We start from the raw sequence: 19,903 nt of genomic DNA, 5'->3' as shown, positions 1-19,903 counted from the left end.
GCTTTGAGGCGAATGCTGATTTCAATGCGGCGAGAAACCTCAAGGCACGGGGCGAAAGTTCAGACGCCCTATTGTGTCGGTCGGAGGCACACGCTTCCAACCAGGCACAAGCCCCTGTGCTTTAGCCAGGGGTATCTGACTTGAAACTCCAAAAAGTGAAGAGAAGTCAGCTACAGCCGAGTTGCCTCTAGCAGCTGGCTGTAGCCCTCTATATTCGTCTTTTACCCGATTTTTACGTTTATCCTCCCCAACAGGCGCATCCGCAAGAAATTAAAAGGCTTCCTACTCGAAAGTGCCCAATGTTCACAAACTATTGGAAAGCCTGTTCCTCATTTACCTGCATATCGGGCGGACGCGCACTCCCGCGTACCAAGTGTTCGGAAGCTTCGTCTGTAGGTCTTAGAAGCACCTCAGGAGCATGAGGGGAAGCAGGGCGCAAAAGCGATTGAGAAGCGACCAGCTTCGTGGCCTGCTTGGGTATCGTGGGAATAGGGGTATCGGAAAGCACCCGCTTGCGCAGTTGGGTATTACAACAGAGGTTCCGAAGCAGCCGCAGATACAGGAAAAGGATAATAATAGCCCATCCCATCTTGAACCCATCCCAGAGGAAGAAGCGATGGATTAGAGCATGTTGAAGGCTTTCTCCCAATGTGGCTAAACTCACAAAAGCCCATATGGTGTGCAAAATGAAACGTTGCCGATAGGTCTCAGGGGCTAATTGATGCCATTTAACCTGTTGCGATTTTGTCTGTGGGTTTGAATGTATCTCCTTAGGAAACTGTTGCACGTTTGACCTCCTACACCTACAGAAGAAGGAAAGTCCACTAGGCTAGACAGGCGTGCGTAGCGTAGCCTAGCCTAGTGGTACATCAATTATCTACTTTGTGTTTGATAGCTTACAAACGATCTATAATCGGTGCTACGATAAATTTTGCGATAGCACCTCCTATTGTTAAGCCACCAAACGTAAAACCAATAACACCCACCCAGGGAATGGGCTTAGGACCGTAAAAGCCCGGTTCGATTTCACCCCAGTCACTCCAGACAGGTGTTTCCCACTTGTCGTAAGAAGCTCCTAACCCAGCACTACCAGGAAGCCTCCCGATATTCATTTCAATGTCCGCTATCGCTCTTACTCCTCGAGCAATCTGCCTCCAGTCATCATGGTTGAAGTCGAAATCGAGTACAATGTCCTCCGTGGTATTGCGACAGTGGGGGCCAGGAGCGCCAGGACTGTGCCCACTAGGGTCTAGCCTATTTACCGGCTCGTGCTCGCAGTAGAGGTAGGGCTTTTGGTCTAAGTAGGTATCCCGCGTGATGAAACGGCCAACCTGGGCATCTTAGTACAGTGCCCTACAAACATTAACCTAGCATCCCCGCCATTACGATACCCCCTAGAACCTGCAAGCTGAATTCACCGCAGCCACTGCAGAGCCAATGCTATTTGGGAATGGAGATACGAATTTCCGTCGGTTGGCTCGCTCCCTTGTGTAAGACCTCCAGAACGAGTGTCTTACCGATTTGACTGAGTACCTTGATTTTCCTCTCCTTTTTGTTTAGCTTGCACCCTCTGCTGCAACCGTTTACGCCCAAACGGCATATATCCACTAAAAGGCAGGGCAAACAGAAAAAACAGTGTCTCACTAATATGGTAGAGTTGCTCAATAACCTGGCGCCATTCCTGGGAAAACCAACCCGTTTGTTGAAGGTAATCAAGAGGAATCATCAGCAGAAAAAGAGCAAAGCTCACATCACCCAACAAAGATAAAAACGTGTAAGGTTGTTGATGACGAACGTATTGATAGATGATGCAGGATATGGATGCAAGAGATAGTAAAAGCAAAAGAAACTCCAATACTGATAGAAAAATGAAAGGATTCGGCATACTCTACCCCCATGAGAAGAAAGTTGTTTCCTAGCTATGCCAGAGGGACAGAGATAGAAAAAAACCCTTTCTGTTCCTCTGTGCCTCTAATGCTTTGGTCGAGTCAGGCGGTCAAGATCGTTCGCAAACTGCCACACCCCTATGCCAGTTTGGATAGTTCCGCTAATGATACAACCTAGCCCAATTACTTGGGCTATGATAAGACTTCTGGTCTAAGTAGGTATCTCGTGTGATGGAACGGCCACCCTGGGCATCGTAGTACCGCGATCCTACATACGTTAGCTCAGCATCTCCGCCATTAGATACCCGCTCCTGCCGGCAAATCGGTAGGGGTCACTGCTGCTGCCTCTTCGGGCTACCACGTTCCCAAAGGCATTCATGGGATTAAGGTGTAACCTCTCATTCTCTGGCTTGTTCTTCCTTCAAAACCTCCTTACACTCATCCCCCGCGGGCAACTCCAACAACGACAAAGCCCACTCCCCTTGAGCGCTTGTCATCCAGTCTGCCTTACCCCCAACCGTACTCATTTTCAGTTCCCGAACTATCTCTAGCGCACCCGCCTTATCCCCTCGCTCCCACTTCGCCTCACACAAATACAAGCCCGCGTCCACATCGCCCCTGCGGTAGGCTGCCTCTAGTAAAACTAAACCCTCCTCATAACACTCGGAGAGATCACACAAGGTCCTATAAAACGTACATCTCGCACCCCGATAGCGCTCTTTCGTTATTGCATGAGCAAGCACCTCAAAACATCGTGAGGCATTCCAAGGCCGAATGACTTCAGGCAAGCTGTTTGCTGCCGCACAACGGGCATGAAAGCTATGACTCCTTAGCCCTCTTAACACATGCGTAAAATACCGTTCCTCGCCTTGAAGCACTAAGGAAGTGTAGGCTGCCACACGCCCATTTCCGTAACGCTCCTTGGTCAGAAGCTTGTGTAAGGCCAAGCGGATTTCTGAGGAAGAGGCGAAGTAGCCGAGCGAACCAGCAGCCCAAAGGCGTACCACAGCAGCGCGGTCTTCTAAGGCCTGTATTAAGTGAGGAACCGCTTGCAGGTCACCGATAAGCCCCAAACTCTCGGCCGCACCGGCGCGCACAAGTTCACTGGGGTCTTTATGCAGCAAGCGCAGCAACTGGGGCACAAATGCCTTCATCTCGGCTTCGCCAATGGCATCTACCGCACAACTACGTACAAGCTCATCTCTATCCCTAAGCGCTACCTCCAAAACAAAAGAGGCATGAAGGGGAAAGAGATTGAGAACCTCATTGGCTATGAGGAAGCGACTTGCATCGTCGAGACGCTTGAACCAAGCCGTCCAGTTTTCCTGTCTGTTACTTTTAGGGGCCGAAGCTACCAATTGTTTGCGCTCTACAACGCTCATGGCCGTTTCTCATGCTCAGCTTTGTGTCTTTTTTACTAGAAAGGCAAACCTACTTTATACAAACTGTCGAATCTGCAGAGGAGGATTGGCGGCAATACGGCCGCAGTCTCGTACAGTTACTCGCTCAGAAAGCCTGTTAAAGCCTCTAGCACGCTCTCCGCCGGGTAGGCGGCGGAGAGCAGACAATGCGCACCAAAGAGGGTCTTCCCATTGCGCCATTCCCACGGCGCCCCGGCCGACAACTCTTTTTCAAGCGAATCGGCATACTGCTGAAGAAGTTGTATGGCTGCCGGTCGATCGGTCTGGGCTATTGCAACGGCCAGCCAGCCTACCGGAAATCCCCAATACCCGCCGTTTTCACCTGTATCCGGCGCATCGGTGGAGGCCTCCCAATAGCCTCCGTAACTGCCGGACGGCGGCAACGCACGCACATAGCCCTGCAAAGTGAGACCACCCGCCCTATAGAGTTGGTCAAGATGTCGTGAAACGGCGTTTCCGATGTCACTCGGTAGAGCCTGCAACACGAGGGCGTAAGCAGAAGCCCAAATATCCTCCCGTCGCCCCTGCTTGGTGGCCGAAAGCAAAAGTCCCACATCTTTACCGTTCACCTGCCCCAAGGGAACGTAGAAGGTGGAGATAAGCGAGGCCCGAATGCGGTCTGCAAGGCTTTGATAGTCTCTTGCACGCACCGCATCGTCAATGGCGCTAAAGAGGGTTGAAAGAATCTGAGCCGCTTGCAGCCGCAAGAGCGATGGCATAAGGCAAAAACCGGCCTTCTGCACCCGGTCGGCGAAGACCCAGTCGGCACGCGCTTCCTGCGATGTGCCTCCCACAGCGACAAGGCCAGTTGCGCCATCGGCCGCTATGGAGTTAAAGGCGTTCTCACAGACCTGCCATAGAGGTAGGGAGCCTTGTGCCGTGCGAAAACGCACCCGCAAGAGGTTCGGGTCGCCATGCTGGGTTATATCTGCTTGCACCAACAGCAGAAACCAAAAGGCGCCATCTGCCGGCGGTAAGTGCCCAAAGGCCCCCGTGCCCTGATCGTTATCCCCCTTGGCATCGGGAAACCAACATGCCGTTCCATCGGGGGCGATCCAGTCCGGTATGCTGTAGGCGGGAACGGTGAGGCCCTCGGGGAAGTGAAGCGGACTGCTGCCGTTTTGCAGCCTTGCCAGCAGCCGAATCCACCCTTCTAGCTCTTTTGAGGAGAGAAAACCGGTTTGAGCTAACAGAGCGAGATCGGCCACGCGAAAACGAAGGCTTTGTTCATAAGGGAGAAGAAGGCTCGTGCCGGTGCGATTGATTAGTGAGCCCTGTTTGCCGTTAGGCGGTAGGCGCATCGCCTGTAGCAAGGGGAGCGAAAGCGTTTGCAGCAGGGTGGCAAGCGTGTGCAGACGGTCGTTCGCCACGGCGGTCTCGGTGGCAAACAGTTGTGGCGGCAAAGCCACCAGCACATGACGTATCACCGTGTCGGCGATAAAGGCGTTGGCGGTTTTTAAAGCCACAGCAAGCCTCGGCGTGGCTTGCAACGAAAGGGTAAAGTCTGTGGGTGGGTCCGACTCCCAATTTTGCACCGCCGCGAGCGGTGCATCCGTTATTTGCAGCCTCTGCATCAGGTTGAGCATCCAAGGAGCGTTCTGTTCCACCCCTTTGTTTTGAACCGCTTGACCAAAGGCACCTACAAACAGCGGCCGATGTAGGTCGAGGGCGATGCGCTGCACCCACGGCAGGGTAAGCGCCTGCGTGTCATCACGAGTTAACCAGAGAGGTGTGGCCTCGCCAGGGGGCACCAGGTGCACACTGAGGATGTCAATGCCGGTAGGGTTGCGCAGCGCCATCATCTCGCGAAATTGCGGCAATGTATCGAGCGGCTGCGGAGAGCCTGCCGGTTGAGTGACGCCTTGCCGGCGCGATTCGTAAAGGTTCCAGGCGTCGGGGCGCGGCATTCCGTTGCCGGAACAGACCAGATGGCGCTTATCTAACCTATGAATTTGTTGAGCCATCTGGCCTAAAAAGGCGCTCAGCAGGTCGGAGCTGTAGGCGACGGGATCGTTTGGGGAGAGTATATCGGCCTTTCTATCGAGGTCGCTGCCGATCTCCCAAAAGAGGATATAGGGGTCGTTGGCATAGCGCGACACCATAGCCGTGATGTAGGCCTTTGCCAATTGATAGGCTGGTGTGCCTGCAGTAAAAAGCGCACGCAGACCCCCGTTTGGCTCTTGGGTCGCCCGTACTAAGGTCTGCCCATCCCATAGCAATGAGGGCACCAGCAACAGATGATGTTTTTGCAGAGCGGCCTGCATGGCATCGAAAGCGGCGAAATAGCCTTTGGGGTCGGAACGATAGCGGGAAAATAAAGTTTGGCTAGAAGGAATGGCGGCACACCGCACAAAACGTGCCCCCACCGTTTCGGCATCGGCCAGAGCCTTTTCTGCTGAGGCCTCGTGGCCGCTCAAAAAGCGATCAAAGAGGTCGGGGATAGTAACGCCTATGTTGCGAAACGGGAGGTCTCCAAGGTAGAGAGCGTTGTTCTCGATGTGGAGAAAAGGCGGTGGCGCTGCGGCGCCCGTCCTTAAGATGGCGAACAACAGACATCCTAATAAGAACCACGCCCTAGCAAAGCCAGAATTACGCTTCATCTAACTGCCCATGAAACATCCGTTTTATGTGTGTCTGCATACAGCTTACAGATCGGAACGTCGTAGGATGTACAGTTAGTTTCTCTAAAATTCCTTTAACTCCTCTCATCTCTAGCCGATACGCACGGGCATCGCTCGCGAAAGAGATACAGTGTAGAATATTAATTATGCTGCCTCTAGGAAGAGAAAGACCTGTCACCGTTCAGAAAAGCAGACCGTCCCTATCTAAACAGCAACGCATTGTGCGTGCTGTAATCCTGATAGTCGGCAGCATCACCCTGCTCTCTTTTCTGTTTGCCGACCCCCTATTGCGCGGTTTTACTCGCCAAAACCTGCAGGGTGTCCGCCCACAAACCGGCACGGCCGTTGTGGTTACCCTGGTGCCCGCCGGCAGCTCGCTGTTGGGTACCCCGCAGCCGCCTCTGGTGGTGGTGCGCTTTCACGGCCATCTCTATCAGGCCGGTAAGGTCATCGCTTTCGACAAGCTGCAACTCAATCGGCCGGCCCGCATCGTGTATCGGGTGGGGCATAACGGTACCATCTATGTGGACGAGGTGGCCCCACTTAACCAACCAAACAGCACCTCTTTAGGAGAAACACCGTGAAGATTATTGACCTCTCACAGCCCATTTCCGACGGAGGGCCCAACTGCCCGGCGCATCCGCCTATTCGCTTTGAGATGAAACTTCAACACCCCCAAGACGACTGGCAGCTCGAGCTATTCACTTTCGCGGCCCACACCGGTAGCCACATAGATGCTCCTCTCCATCGCCTTGCCGATGGCGCCTCCATCGACGCCATCCCTCTTGAGCGATTTGTAGGCCCTGCCTATATCGCCGATCTGCGCCCTCTGCAGCCTAAAGAGCCGATCACCGAGGCGAAATTGGCCGCCGCTTTGCCCCATCCCCTGCTGCCCGATAGCATCGTATTGCTTGCCACCGGTTGGGGCGATATTCGGGAGCGCAGCCAGCGATGGCTCTACGAAGCACCCAAAATCGTGCCCTCCACGGCGGAATGGCTGGTGGCACAAAAAGTGCGTGGTATAGGCATTGACCACTGGGGCATCGGGGGTTGGGATGCGGAAAACGATAAGGCCGTGCACGCCATCCTTTTGAAGGCCGGCATCTGGATTGTGGAGGAGCTGCGCTTGCCACCGGAGGTCTGCAACTTGCCCAGCCCACAGTTGTTCATGGCGCTGCCCATTCACCTTAAAGCAGCTTCGGGCGCCTGGTGTCGCCCTGTGTTGTTGGTGTCGGACGACACTTCAATCTCCCTTGGGTAGACCGTGCGGATAGAGCGTAACCTTCATGCCCCGGCGGCTCTCCATCACCTCAAAGGCCTCATGTATCTGCGCCAGGGGGAAGCGATGCGTGATGAGCGGTTTCACGCGCACCACCCCCTCCTCCAGCAACCGCACAGCCCTCTCATGCTGGCGCGGCACACTGCCGTGCGAGCCGGTGAGAAAACACTCTTTGTAGTGGATGGTATTCGAGTAGAGCTGCATAGGACGGGCGCTTTTGGGCAGGCCCCCAAACAGATTTACATAGCCCCGATGCGCCACCATCTCTACAGCCTGTTCGTGCGCCTCTACCGAACCGCTGGTAGTAATAACAATATCGGGGCCTTCTCCCTCCGTCTCCTCTCGGCAACGAGCGATGACATCCTCCTCCTCCGCAGCAATATAAACATCGGCCTGGTAGAACTTGGCCATCTCCAGCCGCGCCCGGCTGCGCTGAACTCCGATGACCTTCGAGGCGCCAAAATGACGTGCGAGATCGATCATCATGCAGCCGATAGGCCCTAGCCCGATGATGACCACACTTTTCCCCGGCCTCATATTCACCAGTTCTAAGCCGTTAATGGCACAGGCCAGTGGCTCGGCAAGCGCCGCCTCCTCAAACGATAGGCGCTCAGAGAAGGGCGTCACCGGCCCCTCCTCCAAAAGCAGTTTCGGCAGTAGCATGTACTCGGCAAAGGCGCCCGGAATTTGGTAACCAACGGCATAGTTAATGGAGCAGTTGTTGCCTAACCCGGCTTTGCACCAACGGCACTGCCCACAGGGCACATCGGCCCCAAGCGCCACACGGTCGCCCTCCTTCACCCGTTTTACGTTGCGCCCTACCTTTACGATCACTCCTGCCGTCTCATGGCCGATAATGGTCGGTGGCTTAACACGTGGGTTTCCATGGTGAAGAATGCGCATATCCGAACCACAGATGCTAACCGCCTCAACCCGCATAAGCGCCGAATCGTCGCTGACCTCCGGTATGGGCACCTCACGGACTTCAAGGCGGCCGATGTCTTCCAAAACCGCCGCTTTCATAAACTTCACAGCAACTTATCCGCTCTCTGAAAATGTTACAAGATCATACCTAGAAAAGCCTATTAAAGGGAATTGGGTAGGAGGTGAGCTGTGCCGTCTATTCCGCATCGGGCTGATAGGCAAAGCCATGAGGCTGATTTAGGTAGTCTATAGGCTCCTCAACGAAGGCGGCTTCGGTAACTAACTCTGGATGCGCGAAAAAGGCCTCTGTGCCCTTTGGAAAACGTAGGTTGCTGCCTATAGAGTGATACCAAGAGGCGGCATGGATCATGGCGATCATCGGGCGCGGTGTGTGCGTTCGATTCGGCATTCCTGCATGCCATAAGCGTATATCTCGGATCAAAACGGAACCTTCTTCTACCGTGGGTTGCAGCGGAGGAGTGATCTCTCTTTGACGTGCAAGCACCGCCTCCGGTACCTCTAAGTTAGGCCAGTTGTTATCTACCTCCGCGTAAACATGCGTCCCCGGCCAAATCTCCGTGCTGCCGTTTTCGGGGTTCATGGTGACGACCGGCACGTTAATGACAAGCGCATAGGGGGCCGATACACTGCCATCCTCCTTATAGAGTTGAGGCATGTCAAGATGAACCGGCTGACGGTACGGGCTTGGCAAGGCCGTGTTGCCGCTGTAGAACACATTGCGCGGCTTCGGGCCGAGCACTGCCCTTGTCACAGCGATAACGAGATCGTTCACCAAAACATCCCGAAAAAGATAGGGTGGGAACGGCGGCGGGTCTTGTTGAATATTTCCCCGATTCCAGTTGTAGGGGGCGTCCTGTCGGGCCTGCAGCCATCGCAAATCCTCTAGCATCTTCTCTCTTAGAATCGTCAAATGGGCTTTATCTACCACATCTTCCAGCACAACAAACCCCTCTGTCAGAATCGCCTCTCGTGCGGCCTGCAGATGCTCTAGGGTGAGCTGGCCGGTTTGCTTCTCGTCGGGAGTTACTGTTAGGGTGAGCATCGCGAATGTCTCCTTTTATATGATACCTAGCATATAAAGGTATACCCCATATATCATCGAAAAGGTATGGGCTTTTTAGGCAAGGATGGCGACCAAAGGGCTGAATATTTCTCCTTCTTCGGGGAAGCCACTCGAAACGACAGCACTTTTGCAGCCCGGACTCGGCTCTGCCGGATGCAAATAAAGCCCGAAAACAACCTCCAAACCCTTTCCGGTTGGGTTAGGTCAAAATTGTAACCTTCATGAAATCTTCTGGAAACCTCCCTGTAATCTTCATAGGTTAAGATGATAGTAGCAGGAAAAAATCGGCACGGTTAACCCATTCCTGCACAAGCTCAGAGCATGGCGCGAACCATATTCTGAACAGATTAAGGGAGGAAATACTGTTTTATGAACGAGCTTCAAAAAGCTGTTTCTCGACGCCGCTTTATGGCGGGAGTAGGAACACTTGGTTTGGGTGCCACGGCGGGCCTTTTGCTTTCGGGGTGTGGAGGAAGCAGCTCTTCTTCAACCAATCAAGATGCAACCATCATCAACGCGGCGGCCACGGCCGAAGCGCTAGCTACCGTTATGTACGACAATATCATCAAATCGGCCATCTACACCAACGGCCTTAATGGAAATGCGAATGACCAGGCCTATCTCGTGGCCGGCCGTGAGCAGGAGGCCATACACTACCAGGTGCTTGTAGGTGCCGGTGCGCAGCCGCTTGCGCTCACATTCTATTTCCCCACCGGCATGTTCACAACCGCTAACGGCCAGCAGAATGCGCAGACGGTTGTTAATACCCTGATCACCCTCGAGGATGCCTTTATTGCAGCCTACCTTATCGGCATTCGCGACCTCTCCACCAGCGCCCTAAAGGTTTTGGCAGGCCAGATTCTTGGTGTGGAGAGCGAGCACCGCACCCTCGGCCGTGTTATCGCAGCCGATCTGGGGCTTACCACCGTTACAGGGCTTAGTGGAACCCCCGAATCGGTTGTGGGGGCCAATGGGCATGCAGCAAACAACATCGCCTTTGAACGCACCTTTTCTACCACCGGCCCCAAGTTTCAAACCATTAACGATGTGGTGAAGGCGCTCGGGCCGTTCGTAACGCCGCCTGCTAGCGGAAGTGGCTTCGACCCAACGCCCTATCAGTTCAATACCACCGCCAACTTCTACCTCACCGAAACTCCGACGGTAACTCTGGACAGCACGACTCCTAACTCCTAACAGCTCGGAAGATGGGAGCAGTCGCTCCCATTTTGCGAGTAGAAGGGAACTTAACCTAAGGCTCGCGTGGCGTGGCTCTTGCACACACTTGCTTGAAATAGAGGGACGAACGATCTGAAGGTCTATGACCGGAGACCGAAAGATACCTGCTTCCACCTTGCCCCTCAACCCTCGTGCAAGAGCCACGCATTTTTTCTTCCCCGGCGTCCTCTTCTCGTTTCAATCCTCACTGAGGGGGAGGGCGTCGGCCTTGAGGGGGAGGGCGTCGGCCTTGAGGGGGAGGGCGTCGGCCTTGAGAAAGGCGCAGTGCGCAGCACCGTCGGCATTGACGCCGAAACGCCGGTGCCACGTCAACTTACGCTCAAAACAAGGGTTACAAATAACCCAGTTCCGACGAAGTTAGCATCTATAATAACATATTCTCTCATGCAATGGCGCGGAGCCCTCTCTTGAAACCACTTCACTTCCGATCCGCGCAACAAACAGAAGGGTAGGCCTTGTGCCTACCCATACAGCCCATCCCCATCAGGCGTAACTCGCCCTATTTAAGACGAGGATATCTTATTTACTAACGCGTCGCTTCGTTTGACGGCCTCATCCCCTTGCACCCTCCTGCTAATCGGAGCAGAGTGCCACAGAGTCATGTTTCTGCCGTTGTATATTAGCTAGAAGGAACCGGCAATGAAAACGCAAGGTAAAATGAGTGAGAGGCATAATACGGTGACCAAGCTACATTTGGCGATAGCGCAGATCAAACCCACCAAAGGGCACTACGAGACGAATTTGCAGCGGGTGGCCGACCTCTTCTCGCAGTTGGAGGAGGAGCTGCCACACACCGATGTGCTTGTTCTGCCGGAAACGGTGCTCTCCGGCTACTTTTTAGAGGGGGGCGTGCGGGAGGTAGCACGCCCTGCCGAAACCGTGTATGCCGATCTGCTACGGCTCTACCGCGAACGGGTTCATCGCTCGGAAGCTTGCCTCGACATTGTGCTGGGCTTCTATGAGCTATGGGACGGGCGCTACTACAACAGCGCTCTCTACGCCACCTTGGCAGCGCCCTCTTCTGCCGTTGAGCCGGGACTAAAGCATGTGCACCGAAAGTTCTTTCTGCCTACCTACGGTGTCTTCGACGAAAAGCGCTTTGTCTCTCGTGGCCGCACCTTTCGCGCTTTCGATACCCGTTTTGGGCGTGCCGCCATACTCATTTGTGAAGATATTTGGCACTCGGTCTCCTCAACCATTGTAGCTCTCAAGGGAGCGCAGATTCTCTACATTCCCAGCGCCTCGCCCGGGCGTGAGTTCACCGGCAAGAATGTGGGCAATATCGCCCATTACAACATTCTCCTTCCCGCCATCGCCTCTGAACATGGCATTTGGGTGGTCTATGCAGGACTGGTGGGGTTTGAGGGAGGCAAGGGTTTTACCGGCTCTTCACAGGTGGTAGACCCTTGGGGGCAGTGTTTGGTTATCGGCTCCGACCGAGATGAGTGCATCGTGACGGCCACCATAGACAGAGAAGATGTCGCCATTGCCCGTGCCACCTCACCTCTTTTGGCCGACCTCGAAGCCAATCTTGGCGATGTGGTTGCGGAGTTAGATGTGGCCGCACAACGGGTGCACAGGGAGTAGATGCCTATGCAGCAGGAACGTCAACGACTACCTATTATCTGTGCCAAACCTCTGACAGCAGAGACGGAAGACATTCTGCAGATCAACGCACCGCTGTTGGCCGATTGGCTGGTTGCCTTTCTCCAAGATGAGATCGTCCGACGCCGTGGGTTTCACCAGGCAGTTGTGGGAATTTCGGGTGGGGTCGACTCGTCGTTGGTGGCCTTCTTATTGGCAAAGGCGCTTGGCCCCAAAAACGTGCTCGGCATTCGCATGCCTTACAAAACCTCTTCGCAGGAGAGCCTCGAACATGCAGCGCTTGTAGCCGAAGTGACCGGCATCTGCATGGAGACCATCCCTATTACCGATGCGGTGGATGGCTATTTAAAATATGCTCCCGATGCCGACCCACGGCGTCGGGGCAATGTGATGGCGCGCATGCGCATGATCGTGCTCTTCGACCAAAGCCAGAAATTGGGAACCCTGCCGGTGGGAACCGGCAATAAAAGCGAGCGCCTGCTGGGTTACTTTACCTGGCATGCCGACGATTCTCCGCCTATCAACCCGCTAGGCGACCTCTACAAAACCCAAGTTTGGCAACTTGCGCGTTATGTGGGTGTGCCTGAGGTCATCGTGAATAAGCCGGCCTCGGCCGACCTTATTGTGGGGCAGACGGACGAAGGCGATTTCGGCATCTCCTACCAGAAAGCCGACCGCATTCTCTATTTCCTGCTGCGTGGCTACCCGCCCGCCCGCCTGCTGGAAATGGGGTTTACCGAGGAGGAGGTGAAGTTGGTGAAAGGACGGCTGGACTCTACCCACTGGAAACGGCACTTGCCAACTACGGCCATGATCTCCTCAACCTCCATCAACGACTACTATCTGCGTCCGGTAGACTACTGACGCACGCCTCGAAACGTCCAGTATTTATTGGCGCCGAAGTTCCAAAAGGCCACCACCACAATGGCGGCTCCTAGCGCGATATTAATTCGCAACGGGGCATGATCGTGAGCGCGAGGCAGATGACCGCTCAACAGATAGTAGACCACACTCATGATGAGGAGATTGAGAAAAAGTCCTACAACATTGATGGCGGCGAACTTTACGAACTGCGCGTGGCGCGAGCCGCTGCCGAGGCCGCGAAAAGTCCATAGGCTGTTCCATATAAAGCCGTTGATGACGGCCACAGAGAATGAAAGGGTGCGGGCAAAATAAGGATGGAGGCCAAAAGCCAGATGTAGCAGATTGAACAGACCGGCATCTATTACGGTGCTTGAGGCGCCCACAATGCAAAACTTGATGAACTGATTCCAGCTTGAGCCATTTACCACGACGGGCGTGGTTGTCTCCATAAACATCTCCTTCTCAACGGTGTTAGGGTGTTATGAGCGAACCGCTTCATTTTGGCACAAAAGCCCGTTCCTTTCCCTCTAAGAGAGTCGCTCTTTTCGAGAGAAACACATGCGCAGCCGCAAAAATTATCCGCACACAGTAAGTGAGAGTTGAATACTCAGAATGAGGCAACCTCCTCTTCCGCAATCGAGTCTTCCAGGAGAGGCTGCAGTTTCAGAATAAGGCGGGGATGATGCGGTTGGGTGGGGGGAAGGAACTTTTCTCCGCACAGATCGCAGCGCACATAGCCACCGCCGATATCTTGGCGTAGCACCTCTTTACCGATACCGTTTTCTGCATAGCGGCAGTAGTGGATTAGAACACTCTGCCCGGCGTGGGTCTCGATGATCCAGTGTTTCACGGTTTGCGTCTACCTCCTACATACAACCTTCTTGTCGAGCGGATGCCACTCGGGCGAGAACACGAGGAGGTCTCATCTTCGCCGACCGGCGCCGTAGAAGGCAACCGAGTCGTCCCTAAGATAGGCCCTCAGACATCACGAGCGAACCTGCATGAAATAGAGTTGCTATTGAGTCGAAAAAGAGCTTAAAGGCAATGCAGCCCTTGGTAAGTGCGATATATCAATATACCGTCAAAAACCACGAAAAAATCCCATTGCGCCTATGGCCAAGGAAACTATCACATCGAAAGCATGAACGCCCTTAGGGGCACCTCGCGGTGAGCGTCCTAGCCTAGCGAACGGTGCCTTTGCGGCCTGTTTTACATACAGAAGGTAGGCTATGGAAGGGGAGGCACAAGGCCTACCCCTACAGACAGTCTCTTATGATAACCTTTCCTTCGCGAACTCAACACAACCGCCCCCTTTCTCCCGAACCGGGGGAAAGGATGGGATAGGGGGCGAACAAGATAGGCTCATTCTGCTAGCTTGCTCTAAAACCGCGAAGTTGGCAGTTTCTGCAGCCCCACCCTCCTCAGCAGCCAATAAGGTTACCTTGAGCACCTAGCTCTCTGGTTTCTGCATTGCTATCCGTGAGGACGAATGAAAGCAATAGAGGGCGAGCAAGACAAGCTTGCTCTGCCAACTTGCTCTAAAACAGAGCGCCTGCTTACTCGCCTATTGCTAGCTACCTAGGGGCACTCCGGGCACGGCGGGCAGCATTGCGGGCAGGTTGGTGGACAATGAGAGCCCTTTTGCCTCACCGCTTTTGTCACCTGAACCTGTGGTGCCTTCCTATGGCGCACCTCCATCTTGTGCGTTGCTCGTGGTTGTGCTACTGCGAAGGGCATAGGCATCGCAAGAAGAGCGCTTACGGTTACAACAATCCCGATCGGTTTCATCTCTCTTCACCTCCTTTCCTTTCCAACTGATAAAACCCCAACACACAGCAGCCACACTCGCGCATGGCAAGTCGCTGCTGAATGCGTTCGGCATCCCGCTTTAACCGCCTATCCGCTTCCAAAGAGTTGCGATAGGCAGAAAACAGCACATCAAGCAGTGGACGCGCTTCCGGCTCCAAAGCGTAGTAGACCCACTTGCCCTCACGCCGTGTCTGCACAAGCCCGGCCTGACGGATGATCTGTAGGTGCGTGGAAAGCGTGGACTGGCGCAGCTCCAACGCATCGGCCAGCTCGCAAACGCATAGTTCCCCCTCCTGCAACGCATAGAGAATGCGAAGCCGAATGGGGTCTGAAATCGCCTTGGCAAAAAGCAGAAGATCGTTCATTTCGACTTCTATCGTATCGAGATTTTCCGATATGATAATACTCTACCTCTCCTTCAGTTGTCAAGAGGTAAGGGCCTACCAAAGAAATCGTTTCCGCTTAACCACCCAAAAAAGTTATTATTATCAGTGACCGACTTTCAACCTAAAGGAGGCGAAACCGTTGCAGACGAAGCCGCAGAGCGCAATAAGGGAAACACAAGCCGCTTGGGTACGTTTTCAAGGGCTTACACCCTTCTACTCGCCACCGCTCGCAAACGCCCATCAGGGTACTCTCTCCCCCGATAGAGGGTTTACCGACACGCTCGAACGCCTGAACAAGGCCGTAACTCAGCCGCTGTATTGGACTCAGGGCCTCGTTATCATCGGTGTCTTGTGCCTGCTTTTGGCCCTATCTATAAACCTGCTCGTTATGTTGGCTGCGCTGCCTTTGTTTGTCTACCTGTATCTTATCACCTCATCTTGGGAACGCCGCGAGCACGCCTTTCACCTATGTTACTTCTTGAATGACCTGTCGCATAAACGCTGGCAGCGTCTGCATGCGGCTCTCATGATACTCTTAGAAACCGACAATATCTGGTACATCTGCGGTCGCCACTACCATGGAGATTGGAAAAGAAATGCCGGTATGACTACACGGGTATTGCGTCAGCCCGCCTATCTCGGTCGTCGTTCGCCCTTTGGCCTAATGGTGCATATTACGCCAAGTCAATCGCAGGAGGTGTTCACCCTGAAAACCAACAGAGGTCACACACTCTGCTTCCTGCCGGATAAGCTTTATCTTTTCGAATCGAAACACTATCGAGCCTACGAATATGGGCAGATCAAGGTGATCTGTAGGGCCGAAGAGTATCCTGAAGAGGGCTTGCTGCCAAAGGATGCTATTGTTTCAAGGGTAACTTGGAAATATGTTAATCGCGATGGATCGCCCGATCGGCACTTCAGGAGCACCGATAACTATCGAGTTCACATCGTTCAATATGGATGTGTGCGGTTCGAGTTTGCAGATGGAGCTGTTTTTGAGTTTTTAACCAGCTCTTACGAAAGCGCAAAACGGTTTGTAACGGGGTGGCATAAGGCCGTTTCCACAACACAGCCTTCTGGCGGCTCCTCCCAACAGCAGCAACGACGGCATACCCAATCGGGACCACCGCCTTCTTATGGAAGTGGGGACGCTCTAACGGACTGCTGTAAAGTGTTGAACTTACGCCCAAACTGCACACGTGAAGAGGCCGCCCGCCAACATCGAGAGCTGGCGCGATCTTGCCATCCGGACAGGCCAGCCCACCTTAGCCCGACGGATAGACAGGCTGCCACACGAAGAATGCAGGAGATCAACGAGGCCTACACGCAGTTAAAGCGACTGAAAGGCTGGTAGGCTAGAACGCCCAAAGGCACGTCAACGGAAGTTAGGATGGAAACACCAACTGATAGCCGAACCCTCTTACCGTGAGCAGGTATTTGGGGTGATCGGGGTCGGCCTCGATTTTGCAGCGCAAACGGCGCACATAAACGGCCAACGTTTTGGGGCCTGTTTCACTCTGAAACCCCCAAACGTTCTCAAAAATCCATTCCGAAGAGAGTACCTTATCCACGTTGCGCGCCAAGAGGGCTAGCAGTTCAAACTCTCGCTCGGTGAGTTGAGCACGCTTTCCCGAGATGAAGGCGTCGTGCCGATCGAAATCCATGACCAGGTCGCCAATGCGAATCTCGTTTCGCGCTTCCACCGGGCGGCTGTACTCGTTTGCGCGACGCAGTTGGGCACGCACCCTGGCCACAAACTCGCGTGGGGTGAAAGGTTTAACGATGTAGTCATCGGCTCCAACCTCCAGTCCCACCACACGGTCGGCGCTTTCGCCACGTGCCGAGAGAAAGAGCACCGGCATACGATGCTTCAGGCGAATGCGACGGCATAAAGAAAAACCGTCCATATCCGGCAGCCCCACGTCGAGCACAACGAGGTCGAACGGCTCGCCTTCCAGAATGTGCAGCGCCTCCCTAGCGCTTGAAGCGCACTGGCAGAAGAACCCTTCGCTAAGCATAAGCTTTTCGAGGGAGCGCAGCAAAAACGAATCGTCATCAATCACCAAGATTCTAGCCATTTTCGCCCTCAGCAGCCGGCAGCATCACGATAAAGCAGGCCCCCTTGCCCGGCCGGCTGCGCACCGTGATGTGCCCGTTATGTTCACATACAATGCGCTTGCAGTTGTACAACCCAAGCCCTGTTCCTCCAGAGCGCGTGGTAAAAAACGGCATAAAAATCTGCTTTTTTATCTCCGGCGCGATGCCCGGCCCCGTATCGCGCACCTCCAAATAGACCTTCTCGCCCTTGCTACAGGTTCGCAACGTGAGGGTGCCCCCTGCTGCGGCCATGGCCTGAAAGGCGTTCAGACATAGGTTGATAAGCAGCCTATCTATCTGAACTGGGTCACCAAGAACGGCCGGCAAGCCCTCCTGTAGATCATAGCAGAGGTTTACGTTGCAGGAATCGGCCTGAGCGGCGAGAAGCGGCGCGACATGCCGAATGCGATCGTTAAGCGAGACCTGTTCCCGGTAGCACCCATCGGCATGGGTCATGGCGAGCAGTCGTTGGGCCAGCACCTCAAACCGATGGAACTGCTCGATGAGCGCAGTGGCATTTTCAGAGGGCAACTGTTCGATCTCCATTCGCATGGTGGAGAGAATGTTGCGAATGTCGTGCGCCACGCTTGCCGATAGGGTTCCTACCACACGCAGTTTCTCGGCCTCTAGCAGGCGGCGCCTCGTCTCTTGGAGAATTTGCGTGGTTTTGTGCAGCCGGCGACGCACCTGCGCTTGCAGCCGTTTGGTCTCTGAAATATCCAGAAATGTCCAAAGGCGGGCAACAGGGTTCCCCTGGGCATCCAGCACCGGTGCAGTAAACCGCCGGAGGAAACGCGGCGGGGTCTCACGCAACTCAACCTCATCTTCGCCGGTAAAGTAGGGGTCGGCATAGGCACGCTGAATCATCACCTCGAACCGCGCCGGATGGCGTACCCGTGATCGCGCCCAGGCGCGCACCGTGTCCGGGTCGCTCTCCACCACCAGGCGGGGTGGAATAGAGAAAAGCTCACCGAGGCGTCTATTCGCCACGATATCTTGTCGGTCAAGCCCGCTCACCAACACGCCGTAATCTATGGATTGTAGAAGCGCGTGGAGCAGGGCCTGTTCACGATGACGATAGAGCGGATGAAGCGCGATGTCTTCATAAACCACTTCGTCCTGATGCGTCATATAACCACTACCTAAATCTTCTTTTGAGACGGCAGGAGTAGAAAAGGAGTTCCTACAATTATAACGGATTTTGTAAGAATTCGGAATAGACGCTTCATGCCAACGGTCTGTTGTTCCCAACGAACCCACTAAACTATGGGAAAGCTGTGGGGTATACTGTAATTTGCTTACGAAGCGAAAGGCTATTGACCTATCTATGGGCCTTTCCCGCGCTCCCTAAATTTTTGGGCTTCAACAAACGCACTTATTAGAGAGGCTGCTTATCTGTGGAAAAGCTAGTTATTCGGGGCGGTTCCCCCCTTTCAGGTGAGGTATACATCGGCGGAAGCAAAAACGACGCGCTGGCCATCATTCCCGCGGCGTTGCTGGTGCCGGGGAAAACCCGCCTGAAAAACGTCCCTCGCATTACGGATGTAGATAAGATGCTCGAAATTCTTCGGCATCTTGGGGCCAAGGCCCAGTTCTTACCCGACAACACACTGGAAATAGACGCCACCCAACTCACCACCTCCCAAGCGCCTCACGAGTTGGTGCGCCAAATGCGCGCCTCCTTCAACCTGCTTGGGGTGCTTCTCACCCGGTTCAACGAGGCCGCAGTGGCGATGCCCGGAGGTTGCAACATCGGGGCGAGGCCGGTGAATTTCCATGTTAAGGGGCTGGAGCAACTCGGCGCTCGCCTTACCCTGGAACACGGTATCTACGTGGGAACGTGCCGACACCTCGTGGGCACGAATCTCTATCTTGAATTTCCTTCTGCCGGTGCCACCCAACACCTTATGATGGCCGCCTGCTGTGCGCAGGGCCGTACCGTCATCCAAAACTGCGCTCAAGAGCCGGAGGTGGTAAACCTCGCCGAATTTCTCAACGCATGCGGCGCCAAAATCAGCGGAATGGGCACCTCGACCATTGTCATTGATGGCGTTGATCGTTTGCACCCTACCGAGTTCTCCATCATTCCCGATAGGCTCCAAGCAGGCACCTACGCCATAGCAGCGGCAGCCACAGGCGGCGATGTGTATATTCATAATGCCGTGCCAGACCACTGCCGCGCCGTACTAAACAAACTGGCGGAGGCCGGCGCCGAAGTAACCCCTGTGGATGGGGGAATTCGCGTACGCCGAGTGGGCAAAATCCATGCTACCGACATTAAGACCATGCCGCACCCGGGCTTTCCTACCGATATGCAGCAACCCTTCGTCGCTTTGCTTACCATTGCCGATGGGGTCTCGGTAATTACCGAAACGGTCTACGAAAGCCGCTTCCGCTATACCACCGAGCTGCAACGTATGGGCGCCGACATTCGGGTGGAAGGCCCAACAGCCATCGTTACCGGGGTTCCCCAACTGAACGGTGCTCCTGTTTGCTGTACCGACCTTCGTGGCGGCGCCGCCTTGGTGATCGCCGGGCTTGTGGCGCGGGGCGTTACCGTGGTCTCCGATCTCGAACATCTTGACAGAGGCTATGAGAACCTTGTAGAAAATCTAAGGGGGCTTGGCGCCGACATCGCGCGCGTCCCCGAAGAACAAGCGCGGAGTTACGAGAGTGTTTAATTTGTTTCCC

18 protein-coding genes are annotated in these 19,903 nt (G+C 54.5%); 7 read left to right on the top strand and 11 right to left on the bottom strand.

Translation table 11 applies throughout. The features are described from left to right. Positions 1-310: 310 nt before the first annotated feature. The 4 genes from VKV29_RS04120 to VKV29_RS04105 all read right to left on the bottom strand — a co-directional run bounded on the left by VKV29_RS04120 (position 311) and on the right by VKV29_RS04105 (position 5,907). Positions 311-787 carry a hypothetical protein gene (locus VKV29_RS04120; RefSeq protein ID WP_324200033.1) on the bottom strand — a complete coding sequence of 159 codons (477 nt, stop codon included), beginning with the start codon at positions 785-787 and terminating at the stop codon, positions 311-313. Between the two features lie 726 nt (positions 788-1,513). After that, positions 1,514-1,885, bottom strand: a complete 372-nt coding sequence (locus tag VKV29_RS04115) for a hypothetical protein (RefSeq protein ID WP_324200032.1) — start codon at positions 1,883-1,885, stop codon at positions 1,514-1,516. 399 nt (positions 1,886-2,284) lie between these two features. After that, positions 2,285-3,268: a HEAT repeat domain-containing protein gene (locus tag VKV29_RS04110; RefSeq protein ID WP_324200031.1), complete on the bottom strand. Its 984-nt coding sequence runs from the start codon at positions 3,266-3,268 to the stop codon at positions 2,285-2,287. A 116-nt stretch (positions 3,269-3,384) separates the two neighbouring features. Then, entirely contained in the window at positions 3,385-5,907 is a 2,523-nt protein-coding gene (locus VKV29_RS04105) for a hypothetical protein (RefSeq protein ID WP_324200030.1), read from the bottom strand. A gap of 242 nt (positions 5,908-6,149) precedes the next feature. Here VKV29_RS04105 and VKV29_RS04100 point away from each other — a divergent pair, with 242 nt between their 5' ends. Next, positions 6,150-6,512: a hypothetical protein gene (locus tag VKV29_RS04100; RefSeq protein ID WP_324200029.1), complete on the top strand. Its 363-nt coding sequence runs from the start codon at positions 6,150-6,152 to the stop codon at positions 6,510-6,512. Further along, complete coding sequence (locus tag VKV29_RS04095) at positions 6,509-7,189, top strand: cyclase family protein (protein WP_324200028.1); 681 nt, start codon at positions 6,509-6,511, stop codon at positions 7,187-7,189. The genes VKV29_RS04100 and VKV29_RS04095 overlap by 4 nt, the downstream gene beginning before the upstream one ends. On the opposite strand, the gene VKV29_RS04090 is transcribed toward VKV29_RS04095, so the two are convergent. Both VKV29_RS04090 and VKV29_RS04085 read right to left on the bottom strand, forming a co-directional pair. Continuing rightward, on the bottom strand, positions 7,172-8,230 hold the full coding sequence (locus VKV29_RS04090) for an alcohol dehydrogenase catalytic domain-containing protein (protein WP_324200035.1): 1,059 nt from the start codon (positions 8,228-8,230) through the stop codon (positions 7,172-7,174). The genes VKV29_RS04095 and VKV29_RS04090 overlap by 18 nt on opposite strands. A gap of 97 nt (positions 8,231-8,327) precedes the next feature. Next, positions 8,328-9,194 carry a phytanoyl-CoA dioxygenase family protein gene (locus tag VKV29_RS04085; RefSeq protein ID WP_324200027.1) on the bottom strand — a complete coding sequence of 289 codons (867 nt, stop codon included), beginning with the start codon at positions 9,192-9,194 and terminating at the stop codon, positions 8,328-8,330. Between the two features lie 390 nt (positions 9,195-9,584). Here VKV29_RS04085 and VKV29_RS04080 point away from each other — a divergent pair, with 390 nt between their 5' ends. From VKV29_RS04080 to VKV29_RS04070, 3 genes are all read left to right on the top strand, one after another. After that, positions 9,585-10,409 (top strand): ferritin-like domain-containing protein, encoded by an 825-nt coding sequence (locus tag VKV29_RS04080; protein WP_324200026.1) that lies wholly within the window; start codon positions 9,585-9,587, stop codon positions 10,407-10,409. A 681-nt stretch (positions 10,410-11,090) separates the two neighbouring features. Beyond that, positions 11,091-12,038 (top strand): nitrilase-related carbon-nitrogen hydrolase, encoded by a 948-nt coding sequence (locus VKV29_RS04075; protein WP_324200025.1) that lies wholly within the window; start codon positions 11,091-11,093, stop codon positions 12,036-12,038. A gap of 6 nt (positions 12,039-12,044) precedes the next feature. After that, positions 12,045-12,920 (top strand): NAD+ synthase, encoded by an 876-nt coding sequence (locus VKV29_RS04070; RefSeq protein WP_324200024.1) that lies wholly within the window; start codon positions 12,045-12,047, stop codon positions 12,918-12,920. On the opposite strand, the gene VKV29_RS04065 is transcribed toward VKV29_RS04070, so the two are convergent. The 3 genes from VKV29_RS04065 to VKV29_RS04055 all read right to left on the bottom strand — a co-directional run bounded on the left by VKV29_RS04065 (position 12,914) and on the right by VKV29_RS04055 (position 15,094). Then, entirely contained in the window at positions 12,914-13,369 is a 456-nt protein-coding gene (locus VKV29_RS04065; RefSeq protein WP_324200023.1) for a GtrA family protein, read from the bottom strand. The two genes, VKV29_RS04070 and VKV29_RS04065, sit on opposite strands and share 7 nt — an antisense overlap. 158 nt (positions 13,370-13,527) lie before the next feature. After that, on the bottom strand, positions 13,528-13,770 hold the full coding sequence (locus VKV29_RS04060) for a hypothetical protein (RefSeq protein WP_324200022.1): 243 nt from the start codon (positions 13,768-13,770) through the stop codon (positions 13,528-13,530). Between the two features lie 934 nt (positions 13,771-14,704). After that, complete coding sequence (locus VKV29_RS04055; protein WP_324200021.1) at positions 14,705-15,094, bottom strand: metalloregulator ArsR/SmtB family transcription factor; 390 nt, start codon at positions 15,092-15,094, stop codon at positions 14,705-14,707. Between the two features lie 160 nt (positions 15,095-15,254). Here VKV29_RS04055 and VKV29_RS04050 point away from each other — a divergent pair, with 160 nt between their 5' ends. Continuing rightward, the gene (locus VKV29_RS04050; RefSeq protein ID WP_324200020.1) at positions 15,255-16,469 is read left to right on the top strand and encodes a J domain-containing protein; all 1,215 of its coding nucleotides are present in this window, start codon (positions 15,255-15,257) and stop codon (positions 16,467-16,469) included. A 31-nt stretch (positions 16,470-16,500) separates the two neighbouring features. Here VKV29_RS04050 and VKV29_RS04045 read toward each other — a convergent pair whose 3' ends face one another. After that, positions 16,501-17,193: a response regulator transcription factor gene (locus VKV29_RS04045; RefSeq protein ID WP_324200019.1), complete on the bottom strand. Its 693-nt coding sequence runs from the start codon at positions 17,191-17,193 to the stop codon at positions 16,501-16,503. Beyond that, positions 17,186-18,343 (bottom strand): two-component system sensor histidine kinase NtrB, encoded by a 1,158-nt coding sequence (locus tag VKV29_RS04040; protein ID WP_324200018.1) that lies wholly within the window; start codon positions 18,341-18,343, stop codon positions 17,186-17,188. The genes VKV29_RS04045 and VKV29_RS04040 overlap by 8 nt, the downstream gene beginning before the upstream one ends. A 266-nt stretch (positions 18,344-18,609) precedes the next feature. Between VKV29_RS04040 and murA the strand changes: the two genes are divergently transcribed. Continuing rightward, the gene (murA, locus tag VKV29_RS04035) at positions 18,610-19,893 is read left to right on the top strand and encodes a UDP-N-acetylglucosamine 1-carboxyvinyltransferase (RefSeq protein ID WP_324200017.1); all 1,284 of its coding nucleotides are present in this window, start codon (positions 18,610-18,612) and stop codon (positions 19,891-19,893) included. Positions 19,894-19,903: the final 10 nt, after the last annotated feature.

The organism is Chthonomonas sp. (assembly GCF_035294165.1).
In the GTDB taxonomy this organism is placed as follows: Bacteria; Armatimonadota; Chthonomonadetes; order Chthonomonadales; family Chthonomonadaceae; genus Chthonomonas.
This window is presented reverse-complemented; position numbering and strand designations above follow the sequence as displayed.

Coding starts and splice junctions, on each gene's coding strand:
- VKV29_RS04065 (WP_324200023.1), bottom strand. CDS start 13,369: ATGGAGACAACCACGCCCGTCGTGGTAAATGGCTCAAGCTGGAATCAG.
- VKV29_RS04085 (WP_324200027.1), bottom strand. CDS start 9,194: ATGCTCACCCTAACAGTAACTCCCGACGAGAAGCAAACCGGCCAGCTC.
- VKV29_RS04045 (WP_324200019.1), bottom strand. CDS start 17,193: ATGGCTAGAATCTTGGTGATTGATGACGATTCGTTTTTGCTGCGCTCC.
- VKV29_RS04090 (WP_324200035.1), bottom strand. CDS start 8,230: ATGAAAGCGGCGGTTTTGGAAGACATCGGCCGCCTTGAAGTCCGTGAG.
- VKV29_RS04080 (WP_324200026.1), top strand. CDS start 9,585: ATGAACGAGCTTCAAAAAGCTGTTTCTCGACGCCGCTTTATGGCGGGA.
- VKV29_RS04055 (WP_324200021.1), bottom strand. CDS start 15,094: ATGAACGATCTTCTGCTTTTTGCCAAGGCGATTTCAGACCCCATTCGG.
- VKV29_RS04075 (WP_324200025.1), top strand. CDS start 11,091: ATGAAAACGCAAGGTAAAATGAGTGAGAGGCATAATACGGTGACCAAG.
- VKV29_RS04105 (WP_324200030.1), bottom strand. CDS start 5,907: ATGAAGCGTAATTCTGGCTTTGCTAGGGCGTGGTTCTTATTAGGATGT.
- VKV29_RS04110 (WP_324200031.1), bottom strand. CDS start 3,268: ATGAGCGTTGTAGAGCGCAAACAATTGGTAGCTTCGGCCCCTAAAAGT.
- VKV29_RS04115 (WP_324200032.1), bottom strand. CDS start 1,885: ATGCCGAATCCTTTCATTTTTCTATCAGTATTGGAGTTTCTTTTGCTT.
- VKV29_RS04040 (WP_324200018.1), bottom strand. CDS start 18,343: ATGACGCATCAGGACGAAGTGGTTTATGAAGACATCGCGCTTCATCCG.
- VKV29_RS04070 (WP_324200024.1), top strand. CDS start 12,045: ATGCAGCAGGAACGTCAACGACTACCTATTATCTGTGCCAAACCTCTG.